This is a genomic window from Pseudomonas sp. Lz4W, assembly GCF_000346225.2.
In the GTDB taxonomy this organism is placed as follows: Bacteria; Pseudomonadota; Gammaproteobacteria; order Pseudomonadales; family Pseudomonadaceae; genus Aquipseudomonas; species Aquipseudomonas paraversuta.
The window spans coordinates 1886856-1907858 of sequence record NZ_CP017432.1 but is presented as its reverse complement, the minus strand read 5'-3'; the positions used below and the strand labels follow the sequence as shown (position 1 = coordinate 1907858).

The 21003-nt window shown below is 62.6% G+C and carries 15 protein-coding genes; 6 read left to right on the top strand and 9 right to left on the bottom strand.

Annotation, left to right across the window (positions count from 1 at the left end):
- The first annotated feature begins 83 nt into the window (after positions 1 to 83).
- Complete coding sequence (mapR, locus tag B195_RS09090) at positions 84 to 1493, top strand: GntR family transcriptional regulator MpaR (RefSeq protein WP_003447539.1); 1410 nt, start codon at positions 84 to 86, stop codon at positions 1491 to 1493.
- Positions 1494 to 2024: 531 nt separating this feature from the next.
- Here mapR and B195_RS09085 read toward each other — a convergent pair.
- Positions 2025 to 2435 carry a hypothetical protein gene (locus B195_RS09085; RefSeq protein ID WP_003447536.1) on the bottom strand — a complete coding sequence of 137 codons (411 nt, stop codon included), beginning with the start codon at positions 2433 to 2435 and terminating at the stop codon, positions 2025 to 2027.
- Between the two features lie 217 nt (positions 2436 to 2652).
- On the opposite strand from B195_RS09085, the gene B195_RS09080 reads away from it, so the two are divergent.
- Genes B195_RS09080 through B195_RS09070 form a run of 3 tightly spaced genes read left to right on the top strand, consistent with a single transcriptional unit; the run spans position 2653 to position 8426 of the window.
- Positions 2653 to 5874 (top strand): efflux RND transporter permease subunit, encoded by a 3222-nt coding sequence (locus B195_RS09080; protein WP_003447534.1) that lies wholly within the window; start codon positions 2653 to 2655, stop codon positions 5872 to 5874.
- Entirely contained in the window at positions 5864 to 7030 is a 1167-nt protein-coding gene (locus B195_RS09075; RefSeq protein WP_003447532.1) for an efflux RND transporter periplasmic adaptor subunit, read from the top strand. The genes B195_RS09080 and B195_RS09075 overlap by 11 nt, the downstream gene beginning before the upstream one ends.
- Entirely contained in the window at positions 7014 to 8426 is a 1413-nt protein-coding gene (locus tag B195_RS09070) for an efflux transporter outer membrane subunit (protein WP_003447530.1), read from the top strand. The genes B195_RS09075 and B195_RS09070 overlap by 17 nt, the downstream gene beginning before the upstream one ends.
- A gap of 58 nt (positions 8427 to 8484) precedes the next feature.
- On the opposite strand, the gene B195_RS09065 is transcribed toward B195_RS09070, so the two are convergent.
- The 6 genes from B195_RS09065 to B195_RS09040 form a co-directional block, all read right to left on the bottom strand.
- Positions 8485 to 9693, bottom strand: a complete 1209-nt coding sequence (locus B195_RS09065) for an acyl-CoA dehydrogenase family protein (RefSeq protein WP_003447527.1) — start codon at positions 9691 to 9693, stop codon at positions 8485 to 8487.
- A 24-nt stretch (positions 9694 to 9717) separates the two neighbouring features.
- Positions 9718 to 11430, bottom strand: coding sequence for an ABC transporter ATP-binding protein (locus tag B195_RS09060; RefSeq protein ID WP_003447525.1), 1713 nt, complete (start codon positions 11428 to 11430; stop codon positions 9718 to 9720).
- The gene (locus tag B195_RS09055) at positions 11427 to 12290 is read right to left on the bottom strand and encodes an ABC transporter permease (RefSeq protein WP_003447523.1); all 864 of its coding nucleotides are present in this window, start codon (positions 12288 to 12290) and stop codon (positions 11427 to 11429) included. Before B195_RS09055 ends, B195_RS09060 begins: the two co-directional genes overlap by 4 nt.
- A complete protein-coding gene (locus tag B195_RS09050; protein WP_003447522.1) occupies positions 12287 to 13267 on the bottom strand; it encodes an ABC transporter permease in 981 nt (326 codons plus the stop codon). The genes B195_RS09055 and B195_RS09050 overlap by 4 nt, the downstream gene beginning before the upstream one ends.
- Positions 13268 to 13280: 13 nt before the next feature.
- Positions 13281 to 14966 (bottom strand): ABC transporter substrate-binding protein, encoded by a 1686-nt coding sequence (locus B195_RS09045; protein WP_003447521.1) that lies wholly within the window; start codon positions 14964 to 14966, stop codon positions 13281 to 13283.
- Positions 14967 to 15247: 281 nt separating this feature from the next.
- On the bottom strand, positions 15248 to 16300 hold the full coding sequence (locus B195_RS09040) for an NADP(H)-dependent aldo-keto reductase (protein WP_003447519.1): 1053 nt from the start codon (positions 16298 to 16300) through the stop codon (positions 15248 to 15250).
- Between the two features lie 479 nt (positions 16301 to 16779).
- Between B195_RS09040 and B195_RS09035 the strand changes: the two genes are divergently transcribed.
- Positions 16780 to 17640, top strand: a complete 861-nt coding sequence (locus tag B195_RS09035) for an IclR family transcriptional regulator (protein WP_238143955.1) — start codon at positions 16780 to 16782, stop codon at positions 17638 to 17640.
- Positions 17641 to 17820: 180 nt separating this feature from the next.
- On the opposite strand, the gene B195_RS09030 is transcribed toward B195_RS09035, so the two are convergent.
- On the bottom strand, positions 17821 to 19017 hold the full coding sequence (locus B195_RS09030) for an MFS transporter (protein ID WP_037001980.1): 1197 nt from the start codon (positions 19015 to 19017) through the stop codon (positions 17821 to 17823).
- Between the two features lie 119 nt (positions 19018 to 19136).
- Here B195_RS09030 and B195_RS09025 point away from each other — a divergent pair, with 119 nt between their 5' ends.
- Entirely contained in the window at positions 19137 to 19760 is a 624-nt protein-coding gene (locus B195_RS09025) for a TetR/AcrR family transcriptional regulator (RefSeq protein ID WP_003447513.1), read from the top strand.
- 256 nt (positions 19761 to 20016) lie between these two features.
- On the opposite strand, the gene B195_RS09020 is transcribed toward B195_RS09025, so the two are convergent.
- The gene (locus tag B195_RS09020; RefSeq protein WP_003447511.1) at positions 20017 to 20934 is read right to left on the bottom strand and encodes a LysR family transcriptional regulator; all 918 of its coding nucleotides are present in this window, start codon (positions 20932 to 20934) and stop codon (positions 20017 to 20019) included.
- Between the last annotated feature and the right edge of the window lie 69 nt (positions 20935 to 21003).

The following is a 21003-nucleotide window of genomic DNA, read 5'->3' as shown; positions in this document are numbered from 1 at the left end:
TAGCATCAGCACGGTCAATCAGACTGACCGGAGTGAGCCATCGCGAGCACGCTCGCTCCTGCAGGATTAGCCGAGCCTTATTAATGAAACGCTACGAAAAATTCGCCGACGATATTGCTGAACTGATTCGCAGCGGGGTGCTCGGCCCCGGCCAGCGCGTGCCCTCGGTACGTTATGCCAGCCAGACCTACGGGGTTAGCCCCTCCACCGTGTTTCAAGCCTATTACCTGCTGGAACGCCGTGGCCTGATCCGGGCCAAGCCGCGTTCCGGCTACTTCGTCAATGTGCATGCGCCGAGTCCGTTTTCCGAGCCGGTATTCAGCAGCCATGTAACCGAGTCCACCGAAGTGGATGTCAGTGCTCTGGTGTTCTCGGTGCTGGACTCGATGAAAGACCCGCACACCGTGCCCTTCGGTTCGGCGTTCCCCAGCCCGACCTTATTCCCGCTACAGCGGCTGGCCCGCTCCATGGCCACCGCCAGCCGTGAAATGGACCCGCGCATGGTGGTCACCGACATGTCCCCGGGCAACCCGCAACTGCGGCGCCAGATTGCCCTGAGGTATATGGTCGGGGGGCTGATGCTGCCCATGGAAGAGCTGCTGATCACCAATGGTGCCCTGGAAGCCTTGAACCTGTGCCTGCAGGCCGTCACCGAGCCCGGCGACCTGGTGGCCATCGAAGCGCCGGCGTTCTATGCCTGCCTGCAAGTGCTGGAGCGGCTCAAACTCAAAGCCGTGGAAATCCCGGTGCATCCCCGTGACGGCATCGACCTGGGGGTGCTGGCGCAAACCCTGGAGCGCCATCCGATCAAGGCGGTGTGGTGCATGACCAGTTTTCAGAACCCGATTGGCGCGACCATGCCCGAGGCAAAAAAACAGGCGCTGGTGGAACTGTTGCGCGGCCACCAGGTGCCGTTGATTGAAGATGACGTGTACGCCGAGCTGTATTACGGCCAGCACGCGCCCAAACCGGCCAAGGCCTTTGATAGCGAAGGGTTGGTGATGCATTGCGGCTCATTTGCCAAAAGCCTGGCCCCGGGCTATCGCATCGGCTGGGTGGCGGCGGGTCGATATGCGCAGAAAATAGAGCGTCTCAAACTGATGACCTCGCTGTGCGCCTCGATGCCGGCCCAGGCCGCGATTGCCGACTACCTGCAACATGGCGGCTACGATCGCCACCTGCGCAAACTGCGCTATGCCCTGGAAGAACAACAGAGCGCGATGCTGGCGGCGATAGCCCGCTACTTCCCGGCGCAAACCCGGGTCAGCCAGCCGTCGGGCGGATATTTTCTGTGGCTGGAACTGCCCGAGCAAATGGACTCTCTCAAGTTGTTCCAGATGGCCTTGGCCCAAGGCATCAGCATTGCCCCGGGGCCCATTTTTTCGGCCACCCAGCGCTTTCGCAACTGCATCCGCCTGAACTACGGCAGCCCGTGGAACGAAGCCAGTGAAAAGGCCATGGAGACCCTGGGCAAGATCGTCCGCTCATTCTAAAGCCCCCGAAACACCTGTAGGAGCGAGCTTGCTCGCGAGCTTTTCGGCGAAAATCGCAACATCTCGCGAGACAAGCTCGCTCCTACAGGTGTGCGGGGTGTCAGTGAAATCGTATCCCGCAGTACAAGGGCTTTTCGGCGCGACTCGCAACGGCTCGCGAGGCAAGCTCGCTCCTACAGGTGTTGCGGGGTGTCGGTGAAATCGTAACCCGCAGTACACCTTCTCCCTCTGTAGGAGCGAGCTTTTCGGCGAAAATCGCAACATCTCGCGAGACAAGCTCGCTCCTACAGGTGTGCGGGGTGTCAGTGAAATCGTAACCCGCGGTACACCTTCTCCCTCTGTAGGAGCGAGCTTTTCGGCGAAAATCGCAACAGCTCGCGAGACAAGCTCGCTCCTACAGGTGTTGCGGGGTGTCAGTGAAATCGTATCCCGCAGTACGCCTCCCCCCTCTGTAGGAGCGAGCTTGCCTCGCGAGCTTTTCGGCGCAATTCGCAACGGCTCGCTCCTGCAGAGGCTGTGGGTCCGGGGATCTCAGCCCGGCATGCAGGTGAAGTCCGCGGTGTGCGCCACTTCCTTGCCGTGGGAGTCCACCAGCGTCGCGCTGACTTCAGGCCCCAGGCTCGACTCGATCAGTTGGTAACGCTCTCCGGCCTTGAATTGCCGGTAATTGACCTTGCCCTGGCAATCGACCTGGTTTTCATCACCGGTGGCCCCCTCAAACAAGGTCACGTCCAGCCGGTGAGCTCCAGGGGTGACTTCAAAATAGCGACCATCATTGATGTTCTTGCCGTCTACCCGCTCGGCCATCAGGTCACTGTTGCCCTCTTCCTTAAGACCGATCCAGGCTTCACCCGGGTCTTGTTTGGGCATCGGTCCGGCACAGGCCGACAGCAACAACACCAGGCCCAGGGACGGAACCAGCAACAGCGGTTTAAGAGTCATCGCAAGTACGCCTCGCACAAAGTTGAAAAAGGGACGACAGACTGACCCGTCGAACAGGCCTCAAGCTTGCGACTCAGCGTGTGTTGCGCCAAATGAATGAAAGTGAAGGGATTTTCAGCTCTTTCATAAAGGATCCTTCACCTGGCTGAAAGCGGATCGTTAAGATCCGGCGGTAAGACTGCCGAGGTTTGCAATTCCACTCCTCGGAGGTTCAGGCATGCTCGGGCTGGTAAAGACCGCACTGCACAAGCCCTACACGTTTATCGTGCTGGCGATTTTCATCTGCATCATCGGGCCGCTGGCAGCTCTGCGCACGCCCACTGATGTATTTCCCGACATTGGTATTCCGGTGGTCGCCGTCGTCTGGCAATACACCGGCCTGGCTCCGGCAGATATGGCCGGCCGGGTGATTTACACCTACGAGCGCTCGCTCAGTACCACGGTCAACGACATCGAACACATCGAGTCGCAGTCTTTGCCCGGCATGGGCATCGTGAAGATTTTCTTCCAGCCCGGCGTCGATATCCGCACCGCCAATGCCCAGGTGACCGCGGTATCTCAAACCGTACTCAAACAGATGCCGCCGGGGATCACCCCGCCGCTGATTCTGAACTACAGCGCCTCCACGGTACCGATCCTGCAATTGGCGTTTTCCAGCTCCACGCTCTCGGAAGCCAAAATCCGCGATCTGGTGCAGAACAACATCCGCCTGCCCCTGAGCTCACTGCCCGGTCTGGCCATGCCGACCCCCATGGGCGGTAAACAGCGGCAGATCACCCTCGACCTCGACCCCCAGGCTCTGGCAGCCAAGGGCTTGTCGGCCCAGGACGTGGGCAACGCACTGGCGGCGCAGAACCAGATCATCCCGGTGGGCACCGCCAAGCTCGGCACCTATGAATACACGGTGTTGCTGAACAACAGCCCCAAAGCCATCGACGAACTCAATGACTTGCCGATCAAGACCGTCAATGGCGCCCTGATTACCATCGGCCAGGTGGCCCACGTGCGTGACGGTTCGCCGCCACAAACCAACATCGTGCGGGTGGACGGGCAACGGGCAGTACTGATGCCGGCCTTGAAGAACGGCAATATCTCGACCCTGTCGATTGTCGACGGCATCCGCTCGATGCTGCCGCGAATCAACGAAACCTTGCCACCTTCACTCAAGACATCCCTGCTGGGCGATGCTTCGGTATTCGTCAAACAGTCGGTGGGCAGTGTGGCCCAGGAAGGGATCATCGCCGCCCTGCTCACCAGTGCGATGATTCTGCTGTTCCTCGGCAGCTGGCGCTCGACCCTGATCATTGCCGTGTCGATCCCGCTGGCGGTGCTCTCGGCCATTGCCCTGCTGGCCCTCAGCGGGCAAACCCTGAACGTCATGACCCTCGGGGGGCTGGCGTTGGCGGTGGGGATTCTGGTGGACGATGCCACGGTGACCATCGAGAACATCAACTGGCACCTTGAACAAGGCAAGTCGGTACGTGATGCGATTCTCGATGGCGCCAGGCAGATCGTCGGCCCGGCATTTGTTTCGCTGCTGTGTATCTGCATCGTGTTTGTGCCGATGTTCATGTTGCAGGGAATTGCCGGCTACCTGTTCCGGCCGATGGCGCTGTCGGTGATTTTCGCCATGGGCTCGTCCTTCATTCTGTCGCGCACCCTGGTGCCAACCCTGGCGATGTTCCTGCTCAAACCCCATGTTGCGGAGCAAGGCCCGGGCCATCACCCCGAAGATGGCTACATCAACCATCACGAGGGCGACCGACACACCCCACAACATTGCGCAGCGGTGCGGGCGCTGCTGAGTTTTCAGCAAGGGTTCGAACGGCGCTTCTCGGCCGTGCGCGATGGGTACTACGGCGTGCTGGAATTGGCTTTGGCCCATCGCAAAGGCTTTTTGTCCGGTTTCATGGCCTGTGTGCTGGCGTCATTCGTGTTGCTGCCGAGTCTGGGCCAGGACTTCTTCCCGGCCACCGATGCCGGGGCACTGGCCCTGCATGTGCGCCTGCCGCTGGGTACGCGCATTGAAGAAAGCGCGGCGGCCTTCGACCGGATCGAATCGCGCATTCGTGAAATCATCCCCGCCGACCAGCTGGACACCATCATCGACAACATCGGGATTCCGTTGAGCGGCATCGACATGGCCTACAGCAGCAGCGGCACCATCGGCCCCCAGGATGGCGATATTCAAGTCACCCTCAAAGCCGACCACAGCCCGACCGCCGACTATGTGAAACGCTTGCGTGAAGCCCTGCCCGAGAGTTTCCCCGGCAGCCAGTTTGCCTTTATGCCGGCCGATATCAGCACCCAGATCCTCAACTTCGGTGCTCCGGCTGCGCTGGACGTGAAAATCTCCGGCCGCGACGACGCCGCCAATCGCACCTATGCCCTGGAGCTGCAACGGCGCCTGCAACATGTGCCGGGGATAGCCGATCTGCGGATTCAGCAATCGGTCGGCTACCCGTCCCTGCAAGTCAAGGTCGACCGGCTACGGGCCAATGGCCTGGGGATCACCGAACGTGACGTTACCAACAGCATGGTGGCCTCACTGGCGGGCAGTTCCCAGGTGGCACCGACTTTCTGGCTCAACCCGCAGAACGGCGTGTCTTACGGGGTAGTGGCCGCGACCCCGCAATACCGGCTGGACAGCCTGCCCTCGCTGGAAGCCTTGCCGGTCACCGGCAGCAGCGGCCAGTCACAAATCCTTGGCGGGCTGGCGACCATCACCCGGGGCGAGAGCCCGGCGGTGGTCACCCATTACAACATCGAGCCAACCCTGGATCTGTACGCCAACATTCAGGGCCGCGATTTGGGCTCGGTGGCCGCCGATGTGCAAAAAGTGATTGATGGCGCCTCGGACCTGCGGCCCAAAGGCGCCACCATCACCCTGCACGGCCAGATCGACGCGCTGCATGAAGCCTTCAGCGGTTTGAGCCTGGGCCTGCTGGGGGCGGTGGTGCTGATCTACCTGCTGATCGTGGTCAACTTCCAGTCGTGGCTGGACCCGTTCGTGATCATCACCGCTCTGCCCGCCGCCCTGGCCGGGATCGTCTGGATGCTGTTCCTCAGTGGCACCTCCTTATCGGTGCCGGCCCTGACCGGGGCCATCCTGTGCATGGGGGTGGCCACTGCCAACTCGATTCTGGTGGTGAGTTTCTGCCGCGAGCGCCTGGCGGAACATGGCGACGCCCTCAAGGCTGCGCTCGAAGCGGGCTACACCCGGTTCCGACCGGTGTGCATGACTGCCCTGGCAATGATGATCGGCATGCTGCCGCTGGCCCTCTCCGAAGAACAGAACGCCCCGCTGGGCCGCGCTGTGATTGGCGGGCTGATGCTGGCCACTGTTGCCACTTTGTTGTTCGTGCCCGTGGTGTTCAGCCTGGTGCACGGTCGTGAAAAAAATCGCTCTGCAGCTGGAGAAACCACCCATGTCGTCTGATCCAAAACCTTCGCCCAAGCGCTTGATGTACCTGGGTATCGGTGGCCTGACCCTGGCCGCGTTGCTGGTGGCCAATGGTCTGGCGGCCCGCAGCCGCCACGAGCATGAGGTTGCCAACTGGACCGAAGTCGCCGCCCTGCCAGTGGTCAGCGTGTTCCAGCCGCTGCAGAACGCCCATGGCGACACCCTGCGTTTGCCCGCGCATCTGGAAGCCTGGAGCAAGGCCTCGATCCATGCCCGGGTCAGCGGCTACCTGAAAAGCTGGCACACCGATATTGGCAGCAAGGTCACCGCCGGACAGGTGCTGGCGGTCATTGATAGCCCCGACCTGGATCAGCAACTGGCGCAGACCCGGGCCCACATGCTGCAAGAGCAGGCCAATGCCAGACTGGCTGCCACCACCGCGTCGCGCTGGCAAAACCTGCTGGCCAGCCACTCGGTCTCACGCCAGGAGGCGGACGAGAAAACCTCCAACGCTGCCGCCGCCAGGGCCAGTGCCCAGGCCGCCGAAGCCGACTACGCGCGCCTGTCCAGCCTGGAAGCCTACAAGACCATTCGCGCGCCCTTTGCCGGGACCATCACCGCGCGCCATACCGACATCGGCCAACTGATCAAGGCCGATACCGACAGCGACACCGAGCTGTTCGACATCGCCGATACCCATCAGCTGCGCCTGTACGTGCCGGTGCCACAGAACTACGCCAGCGTGATTCGTCCGGGCATGCCGGTGCAGCTCAGCGTGCCGGAGCATCCGGGGCAGACTTTCAGCGCGAAACTGATCGGCAATTCGGCCGCCATTGATCAGCGCTCGGGCACCCTGATGGCACAGTTTGTCGCGCCAAACCCCGGCGATGTGCTGATGCCCGGGGATTACGCCGAGGCAACCCTGGCGATCCCGCCCGACACCCATGGCGTCAGCATTCCGGCCAGTGCCTTGATCTTCCGTGCCCAGGGCACCCAGGTGGCGGTGCTCGACAGCGCCCGGCATGTGCATATGCAAAACATCCATATCGGCCTGGATCTGGGTGACCGGCTGGTGATTGATCAAGGGCTCAAACCTGCCGACACCGTGATCGACAACCCGCCCGACGCCCTGCGCGAAGGTGACCCGGTGAAACTTGCCGATGCAGGAGCCACCCATGCAGCCAAAGCTTAAACGCGGCGCTCTGTTGCTGGCCCTGGCGTTGCAGGGCTGCTCGCTGGCACCGGCCTACAGGCCGCCGCAACTGAACCTGCCACAGCACTATCGCGAACAGAGCAGCGACAACCCGTGGCACTGCGCGCAACCGGCCGATCAACTGTCACCCCAGTGGTGGCGGCTGTATCACGACGAGCGCCTGAATGCACTGCAGCAGCGCCTGCTCAAGACCAACCCGGACCTGGCGGCAGCCCTGGCCCATTACCAGGGTGCCCAGGCCTATGCCAGCCAGCTGCATGCCGGGCTATTGCCGCAAATAACCGCCAGCGGGCAACCGCTGCGCCAGCGCCAGTCGGACAGTCGGCCTCTGCGCGGTTCCGACCAGCCAGCGGTATACAACAGCAATACCGCAGGCTTTGCGCTGAATTTCGATCTCGACCTGTGGGGTAAAATCCGCAACCAGGTGGCGGCGGGCGATGCCCGGGCTCAGGCCTCGGCAGATGACCTGGCCGTGGCTCGCCTGAGCTTGCAGCGCCAGCTTGCCAGCCTGTATGTGCAGCTTGACGGGCTGGATGCGCAGCAGCGCATTCTCTCCAGTTCGCTGGATGATTACAGCCAGGCCCTGCAACTGACCCGCGCCCGCTATCAGGGGCAGATTTCATCCGAGCTTGACCTGACCCGCGCCCAGAGCCAGCTGGCCGAAGCCGAGGCCCAACTGGACGATGTGCGCGGCCAGCGCAACCTCACCGAACACGCCATTGGCGAACTGCTGGGCGAACCGGCCAGCAACTTTGAATTGCCGGCCGGCAAGCAGACCCTGAGCCTGCCGGCGCAACCTGGCGTCTTGCCCAGCACCCTGTTGCAGCGCCGGCCCGATATCGCCGCGGCGGAACGGCGGATGTTTGCCGCCAATGCGCAAATCGGCGTGGCCAAAGCCGCCTGGTACCCTGACTTCAGCCTGACTGGACTACTGGGTGGGCAAACCCAGGGCAGCGGTAATTTACTGGCCGCGAGCAATCGTTTCTGGGCCTTGGGGCCGCTGGTCAACCTGCCGATTTTTGATGGCGGGCGACTGAATGCCGAGGAGCGCCAGGCCAGGTCCGAATTCGAAGAAGCCTCGGCACACTACCGCAGCCAGGTGCTGCATGCGGTGCGCGAGGTCGAAGACAACCTGGCGCAGTTGCGCGACCTGAGGCAGCAAGGTCTGGACCAACAGGCGGCGGCCAATGCCGCCGAGCACACCCGGGCGCTGGCCACCAACAGTTATGAAGCCGGAGCCGTGAGTTACCTGGATGTAGTCACGGCGCAGACCGCGGCGTTGCAGGCCCAGCGCGCGGTACAAGCCCTGCGCACCCGGCAGTTGCAGGCCAGCGTGGGATTGTTGACGGCACTGGGAGGGGGCTGGGCAGGCTGAGCCTGCGCTCGACGACGCAGTCGGCGTAACAGCCCACGGCCCTGCCCACAGACCTTGATCAGAACAACCCGGAGGTCGGGGGTGGGGTGCCTTTGAGTTGCCAGGCCCCCACCGCCGCGGCTTTCCACTGCCGGGGGTTGTGGTTGGCCACAGTGCGGGCATTGCGCCAGTGCCGGTCAAGGTTGTGCGCCCGCCCCGTGGTCGAGGCCCCGCCCACGTCGAATACCAGCTCCGCCGCCTTGAGCGCAGACTCCGCAGCAATATATTGCGCCTGCGCCACGTCCACCGCCGCCCGGTCTACCAACAGCGGATCAAGATCCCCTGCCCACGCCCGGTCTATGGCCTCAGCCGCACGCAGCACCACCGCCTCGGCCGTGAATGCCCGGGCCGAGATGTCCCCCACGCTCAGCTCCACGTAAGGGTCGTCCACCGAACGGTTGGCGCTGCTGTGCTTGATCGGCCGCGCATGCTCATTGGCAAACGCCACCGCATCATTCAAGGCATTGCGCGCAATACCCGCCTGCACGGCCGCCAGGAACAATTGCAAAAATGGCGTGACGATGGTGCGCTTGCCCTCCTCCACGGTCCGGGTGCGAATCTCTTGCGCCAGCACCTGTACGTTGTTCAGGCGGGTAGTACCGCTGGCCGTCAGGCGCTGGCCCATGGCGTCAAAATCGTCCAGCAGCTCAAGCCCCTGACGGTTACGCGGCAAGATGAACGACACCGGCTGATCGTTTTCGTCCAGCGCCACCGCGCTGACCCAGTCGGCATACAACGAACCGGTGCTGTAGTACTTGTTGCCCGTGGCCCGGTAATGCTCGCCGTCACGCACTATCCGGGCGCTGATCGAGCCGTTGGCGCCACCGACTTCCCAGCCCGCATTGCCGATCACCGCGCCCTGCAGGTAGCGCTCGAACCAGCGTTCGCGCTCGCCTTCGGCATCATCCGCCCGGGACGCCAGCAACCCTTCGACAAAACCGAAGCCGGGACGCAATGCCTGGGCAACGTTGGAGTCCACCGCCGCGATACGGATCAATAAACCGATGACCTCTTTCACCGAGCCGCCACTGCCGCCATAGCGGACCGGAATTCTGGCGCTAAAAAAGCCGGCTTTGGCAATCTGCGCCACCGCCTCAAACGGCAGCAGCCGGTCGCGGTCGCGCAACGCCGCGCCCTGGCCGATCTCCGGCAACAGGCGGTCGGCACGGGCATTGAGTTCTGCCACCGTAGCAACGGGACGTTCGGTTACAGCAAACAGCTTACTCATGGCAATTCCTTGGGTTGATGACGCTTAAATGGCGATTTTCCAAAGCTGTGATTCATCAAACAGCCACGCGCTGTTCTCTGCTTCCAGCGGCGGCACCACCAGTTGCACCTGGGCACCGGGCAGACGCGGTACGGCCCCCAGCAGGCGACGGGTGTATTCATGCTGCGGGTTGTCAAACAGCGCCTCGACTGGGGCGCTTTCCACGACCTTGCCGTGACGCATCACCAGCACTTCGTCGCTGACATGGCGGATCACCCCCAGGTCGTGGGAGATAAACAGATACGCCAGCCCCAGGCTGGCCTGCAGGTCCGCCAGCAGGTCGAGCACCTGGGCCTGTACCGATACGTCCAGGGCCGATACCGGTTCATCGCAGATAATCACTTTCGGGTTGCTGGCAATGGCCCGGGCGATCGCCACCCGCTGGCGCTGACCACCCGACAATTGCAACGGGCGGCGGGTGGCCAGGTCGGCCGGCAAGCGCACCTGCTCCAGCAACTGGCGGATGCGCACAGCCTGTTGCCCGGCCTCGTACCCTGCTACATCCAGGGCGTCGGCAAGGATCCGGGCAACACTCCAGCGCGGGTCGAACGAGCTGAGGGGGTCCTGATAAATGACGCTGATATCCCGTCGATGCAGGCGCCGCTGTTTTTCCGTGACCCGCTGGCTGCCCGCCGCCGTCCACGGCTGACCGAGAAACTCGACCCGTCCCGCATCCGGTTCCAGCAGGCCCAGCACCATGCGTGCGACAGTGGTCTTGCCCGAGCCGGACTCGCCGACGATGCCCAGAGTACGCCCGGCCCGCAGTTCAAAACTGACGCCATCAACCACTTGCCGCGATTGATGATCGGGGCCGACATAAGCCTTGCCCAGCCCGCTGGCCCTGAGCAGCAACGGCGAGTCAGCCGCCGGACGGGGCTGCCCGCCCACTGCCGGCTGCCCCGGCGACAGGCGCGTACCCCGCGCATGTTCGGCAGGTACCGCATCCAGCAAGGCGCGGGTGTAAGGGTGGCGCGGGTTGCGCAACACCTGCTGCATTGGCCCCTGCTCCACCGTTACGCCGTGGCGCAGCACCAGCACTTCATCCGCCAGCTGCGCCACCACCGCAAGGTCATGGCTGATGATCAGCAACGAGTCGCCCCGGGCCTTGATTTCCTGCAGCACTTCAAGGATCTGCGCCTGCACCGTGGCATCCAGTGCGGTGGTCGGTTCATCGGCGATTACCAGCCCCGGACTCAGCGCCAGCGCACTGGCAATCAGCGCCCGCTGACGCAGGCCACCGGACAGTTGATCGGGACGTTGCCGGGCACGCAACCGGGGCTGCGGCACTCCGACTTTATCCAGCAACTCGATCACCCGCTCGGCGCGGCTGCGACGATCGCCCCAGTTGTGGGCCTTGAGCACTTCAAGGATTTCCTTGCCCACTGGCCGCAAGGGGTCAAGGGACACCAGCGCATCCTGCAGCACGAAACCGATGCCCTTGCCCCGCAGTCGACGCCAGCCGCGCTCGGACAACCCCAGCAGATCCTGCCCGCCATAACTCAGAGTGCGCGCAGTCACCCGCGCACCGGCGCCCGCCAGGCCAATCAGGCTGCGGGCAGTCACGCTCTTGCCGGAACCGGACTCACCGACCAGGGCCAGGGTCTTGCCCGGGGCCAGGGTAAACGACAGGTTGTGCACCACGGTCTGGCCGTCGAATTCGATGGACAGGCCTTCAACGATCAAGTGTTTGTCACTCATGACAGGCGTCCCTCCAGACGTTGTTGCAGATAGCGGCCCGCGACCGTGGTCGAGAGCGTGGTCAGTACGATGAACAGCCCGGGGAAGAAGGTCAGCCACCAGGCATTGGCAACAAAGTCACGCCCCATCGACAGCATGGTCCCCCACTCCGGCGCGGGCGGCGGCGCGCCCAGCCCCAGAAAGCTCAGGGCCGAGGCCCAGACAATGGCCTGACCGACGCCCATGGTCAGGGTCACGATCAGTGGGCGCATGGCATTGGGCAACAGCTGGCGCAGGATGATCCGCCGTGTCGGATGCCCCAGGGCCACGGCGGCTTCGATGTAGCCGGCGTTACGCACCGCCAGTACTTGACCGCGCACCATGCGCGCATAGCCCGGTGCCCCGCCCAGCCCGGTGGCGACGATCAACGGACCGACGCCACTGCCAAAGATCGCCACGAACAGCAGCGCCAGCACCAGACTGGGGAAGGCAAACAGAATCTCCAGCAGCCAGCCGACACCGCGATCCAGATAGGCGCCGCCCAGGCCACCCAGCAAACCCAGGACAATCGCAATGCCCATGGCCAGTGCCGTGGCGGCCAGGCCGATGAACAAGGACTGGCGGGTGCCGTAGATAACCCGCGAGAAAATATCCCGCCCCGATTGATCGGTGCCGAACCAGTGCGCCCAGCCCGGCGGGTGAAAGGCATCGTGGGGAACAATCGCCAATGGATCGCTGTGGGCAAACAGTTGCGGCGCCAGCGCCGCGATGATCAGAAAGGCCAGGAAGGTTACGGCCAGCAAGGGGCCGGGACGCAGCCGGGACGCTGTGCGCTGAACCCGGACAGCGGGCAGCGTGGTTTCGAAAGTCAGTTCACTCATGCTGTTTTCCCCTGTTGCCGGGGATCGATCCACAGGTACAGCAGATCGATCACAATGTTGGCCAGCACATAGACGGCGGCCACCGCCAGACTGATGCCGATGGTCAGCGGCAAGTCCTGCGCCTGCACTGCCTGATACAACTGGCGGCCCAGGCCCTTGCGCGAAAAGATCACTTCAATCACCACCGCGCCGCTGATCAGCGCGCCGATGGCCCAGCCAGACAATGAAATACCGGGCAACACCGCATGGCGCAGGGCGTGCTTGAAGCGCACGGCGGTGTCGCTCAGACCCCGGGTGCGGGCAGTCAGGACAAAGGGTTGTTCCAGTGTCAGTTCAAGGGATTCACGGGTGACCTGGGCGATAAAACCGGCCAGCGGAATGGCCAGTGCCACCGCCGGCAATACCAGGGTGCGCCAGCCATCGCTACCGGCCGGGGGGAACCAGCGCAGGCCGAAGGCGAACACCGCCAGCAGCAAAATACCCAGCCAGAAGTGCGGCAAGGCAGCGGCCAGGGTTTCGGCCAGCGAGGCCAGGCTGGACACCCAGCGGCCACGGCCGGCGGTGAGCACGGTCAGCGCCAGGACCAGCAGCCAGGCCAGCGCCAGGGCGCTGAAGGTAAGCTGCAAGGTCGCCCAGGATTGCTCGGCGAGCACCTGCGTGACCGGTAAGTGCTGGGAGTAGGACATCCCCAGGTCGCCTTGCAACAGACGCCCCAGGTACAGCGCATATTGAACCGCCAACGGCTTGTCCAGACCAAACTCACGGGTGGCTTGAGCAATGGTCTCTGCGGTCGGGTTGCCACTGGCGCCGCCAAGAATGGCCAGCACCGGATCACCCGGCATCAGGTGCAAGGCGAAGAAGGTCAGGGTCGCGACGGCCCACAGCACCAGCACCCCGCCTGCCAGACGCCATGTTGCGCGACGGGCCAGCCGGGCCAGACGTTCGTGCCGCGCATTGGAGTATGTGATTGCGCTCATTGGTTTACCCCTCTCATTTGTTCACCCAGGCGTCATACAGGTAAGTCACCGCCAGCGAAGGCTCCAGGCGCACGCCCTGGGTGGTCTTGTAGATCCCCAGACGCGAGCTTTGCGGGTAGGTGGTCAGTTGCAGGTATTGCTGCGAAGCAATCTGCTGGGTCTGGTAGTACAGGGCTCGACGCTGCTCGGGGTCCTGGGTGGCCAGGGCTTGCTGGTTGATTGCGTCAAACTCCGGGCTGGAGAACCCTGCGGTGTTCTGGTGGTAGCCACCGACGCCTGCCGGCTGCACGAACTCCGAGCCGAACACAATGCGCAGCACGTCTGCGCTGTTGGTGTTCCAGTAGCCCACCCGGATGTCGTAGTCCCAGTCGGCCTGACGCTGGGTGGCCTGGACATCGCTCATCTGCTCCACCAGCAACTCGAACCCGGCCTTGCGTGTGGTGGCCTGGACCTGCTCCCACAGCGTCAGTTCCGAGGGTGGCGTGCGGTTGCCAATCACCACATGCACCTGCAGGCGCTTGCCGTCACGGGTGCGATAACCCTCGGCGTCGCGCCCGGTCCAGCCACTTTCATCCAGCAGCTGCGCGGCCCGGCCCTGATCGTAATCCTGGGCATGTTCGAAGTCCGGACTGTAAAAGCGCGTGGCCGAACTCAGCGCGCCACCGGCCCGGGGGAATTCATTGAAGTAAACGCTTTTCAGCGCGCCCTCGACATCGGCGCTGCGCACAAAGGCTTCACGCACCTTCAGGTTATCGAAGGGTGCGCGGGTGATATTCAGCGTGCCGTTGGTGGGGTTGCCCGGACGCAGGGCGACCAGCATGGTCAGGTCCGGATTGCGCCGCGCCGCCTCGTGGGACTCGGGCGGCAGCGCCTCGATCACGTCGACCTCGCCTGCCTGCAACGAGGCAAAACGCACCGATGGCTCCTGGATGAACTTCCACACAATGCGCTCCAGCCATGCCGGGCCCTGATGCCTGGCGGTGGGTGGCGCCCAGTTGTAATCCGGGTTGCGTACCAGTTCGACCTGGCTCTGGCGGTCCCATTTGACGATCTTGAACGGGCCGCTGCCCACCGGGCTTTCACAGTTCTGGTCACGGGAGCGCAGCAATGCCGTAGGCGATTCAATGCCCAGAAAGCCTTGGGCCAGCACCTCCAGAAACGCGGCATAAGGTGTGGCCAGATGCACCACTGCCGTGTAGTCATCGAGCACCTCGGTGCTGCGGTACTGGCGGATATAACCACCGGCGGTACTGGACTGGGTTTTCGGATTGGCCATGTGGTCCAGGTTGGCCTTGACCGCTGCCGCGTTGAACGGCGTGCCGTCGGTGAAGTGCACGTCATTGCGCAGATGGAAGGTGTACACCAGGCCGTCGGCCGACACCTCCCAGCCCTTGGCCAGCCACGGACCTATTTGCCCCTGCTCGTCCATCGATACCAGCGAGTCGAGATACTGCTGGCCGATAAACACCTGAGGCATGTCCCCGCTGACATGGGGGTCCAGACAAGTGGGTTCGCGGTCAGTGGCGTACACCAGCGTGCCGCCGCTGACCGGCTTGTCACTGCGCGCGACCGTGGAGGTATCCGGGCCGCAGCCGACCAGCAGACTGCACAGTGCAGCAAAACCGATGAGGGGTGTGCATTTGAGCAGCGACCTGGATCGTCTGCCTTGAGATCGCAGATGGGGTGAGCGTTCGAGCATGGGGCTTACTGCCTAAAGTCCGGGAACAGGGCTATTGCACAAGGCATGCCGGGTTTTTCGGCCAGTAAACAGGGGTAATGCGCGGGGGGATGCGGGGTAAAAACCAACACTGTGTGCGGTCACTGTTGGTGGGCCAACAGTTGCCGGACGTCACCTGCGGCAACGGCCAGGAAAAGCCTATATCTCTTGTGCAGTCGCTGACGACGCACGAGGCTGCGATAAGGGCCGCAGGCCCTTCATCCATGGGGCCTGCGGCGCTGTCCATCGCAGGTGCCGTACTTCTAAGGCGCCGGGTTGGGTGTGCGCTGATGGACGGCCTCGATCTGGGCCAGGATGTCTGGATCGAGGGTCAGGTGCAGCGCGCCGAGGTTTTCGCGCAACTGGGCCAGGCTGGTCTGGCCGGTCAGTGCACTGGCCACAAAAGGTTTGTTGATGACGTAAGCCAGGGCCAGTTGCGCCGGGCTCAGGTTGTGTTGTCTGGCGATCTCAAGGTAGCCATTGACGGCCTGGTCCACCGCCGGGCCGTCATAGCGGTTGAAGGTGCGGTACACCGCTGCCAGGCGCGAGCCCTCGGGACGCGCACCGCCCAGGTATTTGCCGGTCAGCGAACCGAAGGCCAGGGGCGAATACGCCAGCAGCCCTACGCCTTCGCGATGGCTGAACTCCGAGAGCCCGCCCTCATACAGGCGGCTGAGCAAGCTGTAGGGGTTTTGCACGCTGACAATACGCGGCAAGCCCAGACGCTCGCTCTGCTTGATGAACTCGGCCACACCCCAGGGGGTTTCATTGGACACGCCAATGTGGCGGATCTTGCCGGCCTTGACCTGCTCGGCCAGCACCGACAGGGTTTCTTCAATGGCCACGCTCTGGTTGTCTTCGGCATAGGGGTATTCACGCTGGCCGAAAAAATTGGTCGCCCGGTCCGGCCAGTGCAGTTGATAGAGGTCCAGATAGTCGGTGTTCAGACGCTTGAGACTACCGTCCAGCGCTTCGACAATATTGCGCCTGTCGTGCCGGGTCAGGCCGTCACGAATGTGCAACTGCCCGCCGGGTTCACGGGCCGGGCCGGCAATTTTACTCGCCAGGACCACATCGTCGCGACGGCCGCTGCGGGCCAGCCAGCTGCCGATGTAGCGTTCAGTGGTGCGCCAGGTATCGGCATGGGTCGGGGTGGGATACATCTCGGCGGTGTCGATCAGATTGACGCCTTCAGCCAGCGCCAGCTCTATCTGTTGGTGGGCATCGCTTTCGCTGTTTTGATGGCCCCAGGTCATGGTCCCAAGCCCGATGACGCTGACCTTGATGTCACTTCTGCCCAGTTGGCGATAACGCATGGGTAATCCTTTGATTGAGGTTTAAAACGCAGGCGGATCCTTGCAGCTAGCATGCCACGTAGCACAAGCCCGTGTCCCCGGGCCCAATGAACGCCCAGGATGGTTGAAGGCCGGACAGATAGCTTTTTAAACATCAACAGCTCGCGAGCAAGCTCGCTCCTACGGAGGAGCGGCGGGATATTCAGGACAACCGCTACCACCCTGTGGGAGCTGGCTTGCCAGCGATGGCGGTGAGTCAGTCAATGCATCCGGCGCTGACATTGCTCTATCGCGAGGCAAGCTCGCTCCTACGGTGGGGTGGGTGGGATGCAACCGCTACCACCCTGTGGGAGCTGGCTTGCCAGCGATGGCGGTGAGTCAGTCAATGCATCCGGCGCTGACATTGCTCTATCGCGAGGCCAGCTCGCTCCTACGGTGGGTAACCCGCCAGCATTGAAGTCACCCCGACCATACAGGCCAGCAACGAAACTCCTGTCACCGTGGCAACCGCCAGCACCCCGGGGGCTGTCACCGGGGTGCCATTGAGCAGAGGACGATGGCGGCACGCGCCATACACCAACGTGGCGGATGAGTTCGCGGATGACCGGCAATTTGCCGCGACCCTGGCCCGCGGCCTGGAGATCCTGCATTGCTTTACCCCGCGGGACACGCAACTGGGCAATGCCGAACTGGCGTCACGCACCGGTATGGCGAAAGCGACAATCTCGCGTTTCACCTACACCCTGGTGCGCCTAGGCTATTTGCGGATCAATCGGCTGAACAATAAATACCAGTTGGGTTCGGCTGTTTTATCCCTGGGCTATCCGTTGCTCGCCAGCCTCAACATCCGGCAAATCGCCCGGCCTTTCATGAAAGAGATGGCCGATCATATTCGCGGTTCGGTTTCCCTTGGCATGCGTGACCGGCTCAGTGTGGTGTATCTGGAGAGCAGCCGCAGTGCGGCGCCCATGAGCCATCCACCGGATGTTGGCTTGAGCTATCCGATTGTGCGCACGGCCATGGGGCGGGCATTGATTGCTGCCTCTTCACGGGAAGAGCGCACGGCATTGCTCAACGAAATCAAAGTCAAAACCCCTGACGACTGGAAGATGTTCCAGACCCGCATCGAAGAGAGTGTGCAGGAATATAACCAGCGCGGATTTTGCGTGTCCTATGGTGATCTACGGCGTGAGATCCATGCGGTTGCGGTGCCGATGCGGCCCATGCCGGATGGCGAAATCCTGGTATTCAACTGCGGGGTTTCGGCCTTTATGTTGAATGAGGGGCAACTTAAAAACGATATCGGGCCAAGGCTGGTATCGATGGTGCGCAGCATCGAGGGCATGCTGGGGATTTACTGATCGGGGCTTGAGGTCGCTGACCAGGCACGGGGCGGCGATGGACTGCGCAGCAGGCCCCGCAACTGAGGGCCCTGGGGCCCTTATCACAGCCTGGTTCATGGTCAGCGACTACACAATCCGCGCATTTTGTAGCAGTTGGCGCAGGCTGCGTCCGGTCACGCAGCGATTATCATCGGAGGGCTACGATAAGTCTGGCAATTGCCGCTGACCTTCGGGAAAGCCGTGGTTACGGGCGCTGAATACAATCCACAGTCCCGCCAGCAACAGCACCAGCAATACCCAGGGAAAGATGCCAACCCCGACCTGATCCAGCAACACGCCACCGGTCAGTGCGCCGATCGCAATGGCGCTGTTCCAGACCACCACGTTCAATGACAGCGCAACATCGGCACCCTCGCCTGCAGAGTCCGCCAATGCGGTTTGCAGCAAGGTGGCAGCACCGCCAAACGATAAGCCCCACACCAGCACGCCGGTGTATATCACCGCCACTGATTGAGCAAAAAAACCAAATACCAGCGCGATCGCAGCGAATGTTCCAAGGCTTGCCAGCACCGCTTTGCGCAAGTGCCGATCCACCAGCCTGCCGGTGAGCCAGATCCCCACCAGCGCCGCAAGACCGAATACCAGCAGCACGATATCGACGTCATTGCCCAGACCTGCCGGCGCCACGAAAGGTGCGATGTAGGTGTAGAGAATGTTGTGCGCCAGCATCCAGGTCATCACCACCCCAAGCACGGAGCGCACCCCCGGCGTCAGCAGCACCTGCCGCAGACCGGTGCGCTGCGATGCCGACTGCCCCGGATAATCGGGCACCTTGACCAGAACCCAGACCATCAGCACCAGGGTCAGACCCGACATCAGGCCAAAGGCCGTGCGCCAGCCCACCATTGCCCCCAACCATGTGCCCAACGGCACGCCGAGCGAGAGCGCGATCGGCGTGCCGACCATGGCCACTGCCATCGCCCGCCCCTGCAGGTGCGGTGCCACCATGCGCCGGGCATACCCCGCCAGCAGGCTCCAGGCCAGACCTGCAGAGGCACCGGCAAAAAAGCGCGCAACCAGGGTCACGCCATAGCTGGAAGACCAGGCGGTAATCGAGTTGAACAGCAAAAAGCCGACAATCGTCAACAGCAGCACATTGCGCCGATGCCAGCCCTGGGTAGCAATGGTCAGCGGGATGGCGGCCAGCAGGGATCCCAGCGCATACACCGTGACCATCTGCCCTGCCAGAGAAGATGAAACCTGCAGACCGCTGCTGATTTGTGCCAGCAAACCCGCTGGCAAGGTCTCGGTCACGATACAAATGAAGCCGGTCATGGCCAGCGCGAGCAGTGCCCCCATGGGTAATCGTTCAGTGGTGTGTTGTGCTGCCGCCATCGCTTGTTCCAGCCTTGTTAGTTATGTATCGATGAGTACATATGTAGTCACGGGAAAGAACAATGGTCAACGACTTTTGTATCGAATAGTATTTAAGTCCTGTTACCGAGGAGACTCCAATGGCACAGATGGGACGCCCGCGTACGTTTGACCGGGATGCGGCAATCACCCAGGCCATGCACCTGTTCTGGGAGCACGGCTACGACTCGACTTCACTCAGCCAGCTCAAGGCGAGCATCGGCTCCGGCATCTCCGCGCCCAGTTTTTACGCGGCCTTCGGCTCCAAGGAAGCCTTGTTCAAGGAAGTCATGGAGCGCTACCTGAACACCCATGGCCAGGTCACCGAATGCCTGTTTGACCTGCAGTTGCCTGCCCGCGAGGCAATTGAAAGAACATTGCGTGGTTCCGCCAGAATGCAATGCGAGGATGGCCACCCCCGAGGTTGTCTGGTGGCGTTGGGACTTATGAGTGCCAGCTCGGCTGAAGCCATCGCCATTTGCGCCCCGCTCGCCGCAGCCCGGGCGCGCAACCGGGCCGGGTTTGTTGCCTGTGTGGAGCGCGGCATTGCCTCGGGCGAGTTGCTGGCACAAACCAGTCCCGTCGCCCTGGCCACGGTGTTTGAAAGCTTTTTGCTGGGGCTTACAACCCTGGCCAGAGATGGCGTAGCCCATGGCGTGATGGAGGCTGCCATTACTCAGGTAATGAGCGCCTGGGATGCCATGCGCAGCGACATGGCGGATTGAAAGGGCTCGCTCATCTCTGGCCCGGACACCCTGTAGGAGCGAGCTTGCTCGCGAGCTTTTCAGTGCGGTATTTCGAATCGCCAACAGCTCGCGAGCAAGCTCGCTCCTACGGTGGGATGGGTGGGATGCAACCGCTACCACCCTGTGGGAGCTGGCTTGCCAGCGATGGCGGTGAGTCAGTCTATGCATCCGGCGCTGACATTGCTCTATCGCGAGGCAAGCTCGCTCCTACAGGGCTGGTCTGCAGATGGCGCTCCTACAAGGCCAACTGGTCCACCAGCAACTGAGCTGCCGGCGTGAGCGAGATGCCGTGGCGGGTGACGATTTCGTAAGGCTCGCTGCGGGATTTCAGCTCTAGCGGCAAATGCACCAGCATGCCGTGGGTAACCGCCATCTGCGCCACATCCACCGGCATCACGGCGACCAGATCCGGGTCTTGCAGCAATAACGAGAGCGTGGTGAAGGTGGATGAGGTTTCAATCGGGTAGGTCGGGAAGTTCAGCCCCGCCTCTCTGAACTCGCGCTCCAGGGTCAGGCGCATCGGCATGTTGACCGGGAACACCACCCACGCCGAATCAGCCAGATCACTCAACTCCAGGGATGCGCGACCGGCAAACCGATGGCGGGGGCTGGCGACCACCACCAGCGGTTCCTGATCCCGCAGGTGGCAGTCATATGCCGCCGGGTGCCGGCTGACGCTGGTGCGACAAAGGGCAAGATCCAGCCGCCCTTCATCCAGCAGTAGCAGCAAGCGGGCGCTGGTGTCTTCGACAATCTCCACCGACAGCTGCGGCTGTTTGGCCCGCAAACGCGCCAGGCACTCCACCAGTGCCGGCACTGCGCCCATGATCACCCCCACCGACAGGCGACCCCCGTGGCCCTGCATGATGCCGAGCATTTCTTCACGCAAATGCGCCACGTCAGTGTGGATCAGCCGCGCATAACGAATCACGCAGCGCCCAAGGTCGTTGGGGGTCAGACCTTTGGTCGTGCGCTCGAACAGGGTTGAACCCAGGGTCGATTCGATTTCATGCAACGCCTTGGTCGCACCGGGCTGGGTGATCGCCACGGATTCGGCCGCCTTGTGCAGGGAGCCGTGTTCGTCCAGGGCAATCAGCAAACGCAGTTGCTTGAGGCGCAGGCGGGAAATGATGGTGGTGAGGGATGGCAGCATAGGGGATGACTAATGGTTATCGCTCAATCAGCATCTGTCATTAGGCAGCATCTCTGACAAAAATTAAAG

Excerpts from the sequence above, each read along its gene's own strand:
- B195_RS09070 (WP_003447530.1), top strand. The coding sequence starts at position 7,014 with ATGCAGCCAAAGCTTAAACGCGGCGCTCTGTTGCTGGCCCTGGCGTTG.
- B195_RS09085 (WP_003447536.1), bottom strand. The coding sequence starts at position 2,435 with ATGACTCTTAAACCGCTGTTGCTGGTTCCGTCCCTGGGCCTGGTGTTG.
- B195_RS09040 (WP_003447519.1), bottom strand. The coding sequence starts at position 16,300 with ATGCGTTATCGCCAACTGGGCAGAAGTGACATCAAGGTCAGCGTCATC.
- B195_RS09050 (WP_003447522.1), bottom strand. The coding sequence starts at position 13,267 with ATGAGCGCAATCACATACTCCAATGCGCGGCACGAACGTCTGGCCCGG.
- mapR (WP_003447539.1), top strand. The coding sequence starts at position 84 with ATGAAACGCTACGAAAAATTCGCCGACGATATTGCTGAACTGATTCGC.
- B195_RS09080 (WP_003447534.1), top strand. The coding sequence starts at position 2,653 with ATGCTCGGGCTGGTAAAGACCGCACTGCACAAGCCCTACACGTTTATC.
- B195_RS09020 (WP_003447511.1), bottom strand. The coding sequence starts at position 20,934 with ATGCTGCCATCCCTCACCACCATCATTTCCCGCCTGCGCCTCAAGCAA.
- B195_RS09045 (WP_003447521.1), bottom strand. The coding sequence starts at position 14,966 with ATGCTCGAACGCTCACCCCATCTGCGATCTCAAGGCAGACGATCCAGG.
- B195_RS09025 (WP_003447513.1), top strand. The coding sequence starts at position 19,137 with ATGGCACAGATGGGACGCCCGCGTACGTTTGACCGGGATGCGGCAATC.
- B195_RS09055 (WP_003447523.1), bottom strand. The coding sequence starts at position 12,290 with ATGAGTGAACTGACTTTCGAAACCACGCTGCCCGCTGTCCGGGTTCAG.
- B195_RS09030 (WP_037001980.1), bottom strand. The coding sequence starts at position 19,017 with ATGGCGGCAGCACAACACACCACTGAACGATTACCCATGGGGGCACTG.
- B195_RS09065 (WP_003447527.1), bottom strand. The coding sequence starts at position 9,693 with ATGAGTAAGCTGTTTGCTGTAACCGAACGTCCCGTTGCTACGGTGGCA.
- B195_RS09060 (WP_003447525.1), bottom strand. The coding sequence starts at position 11,430 with ATGAGTGACAAACACTTGATCGTTGAAGGCCTGTCCATCGAATTCGAC.
- B195_RS09075 (WP_003447532.1), top strand. The coding sequence starts at position 5,864 with ATGTCGTCTGATCCAAAACCTTCGCCCAAGCGCTTGATGTACCTGGGT.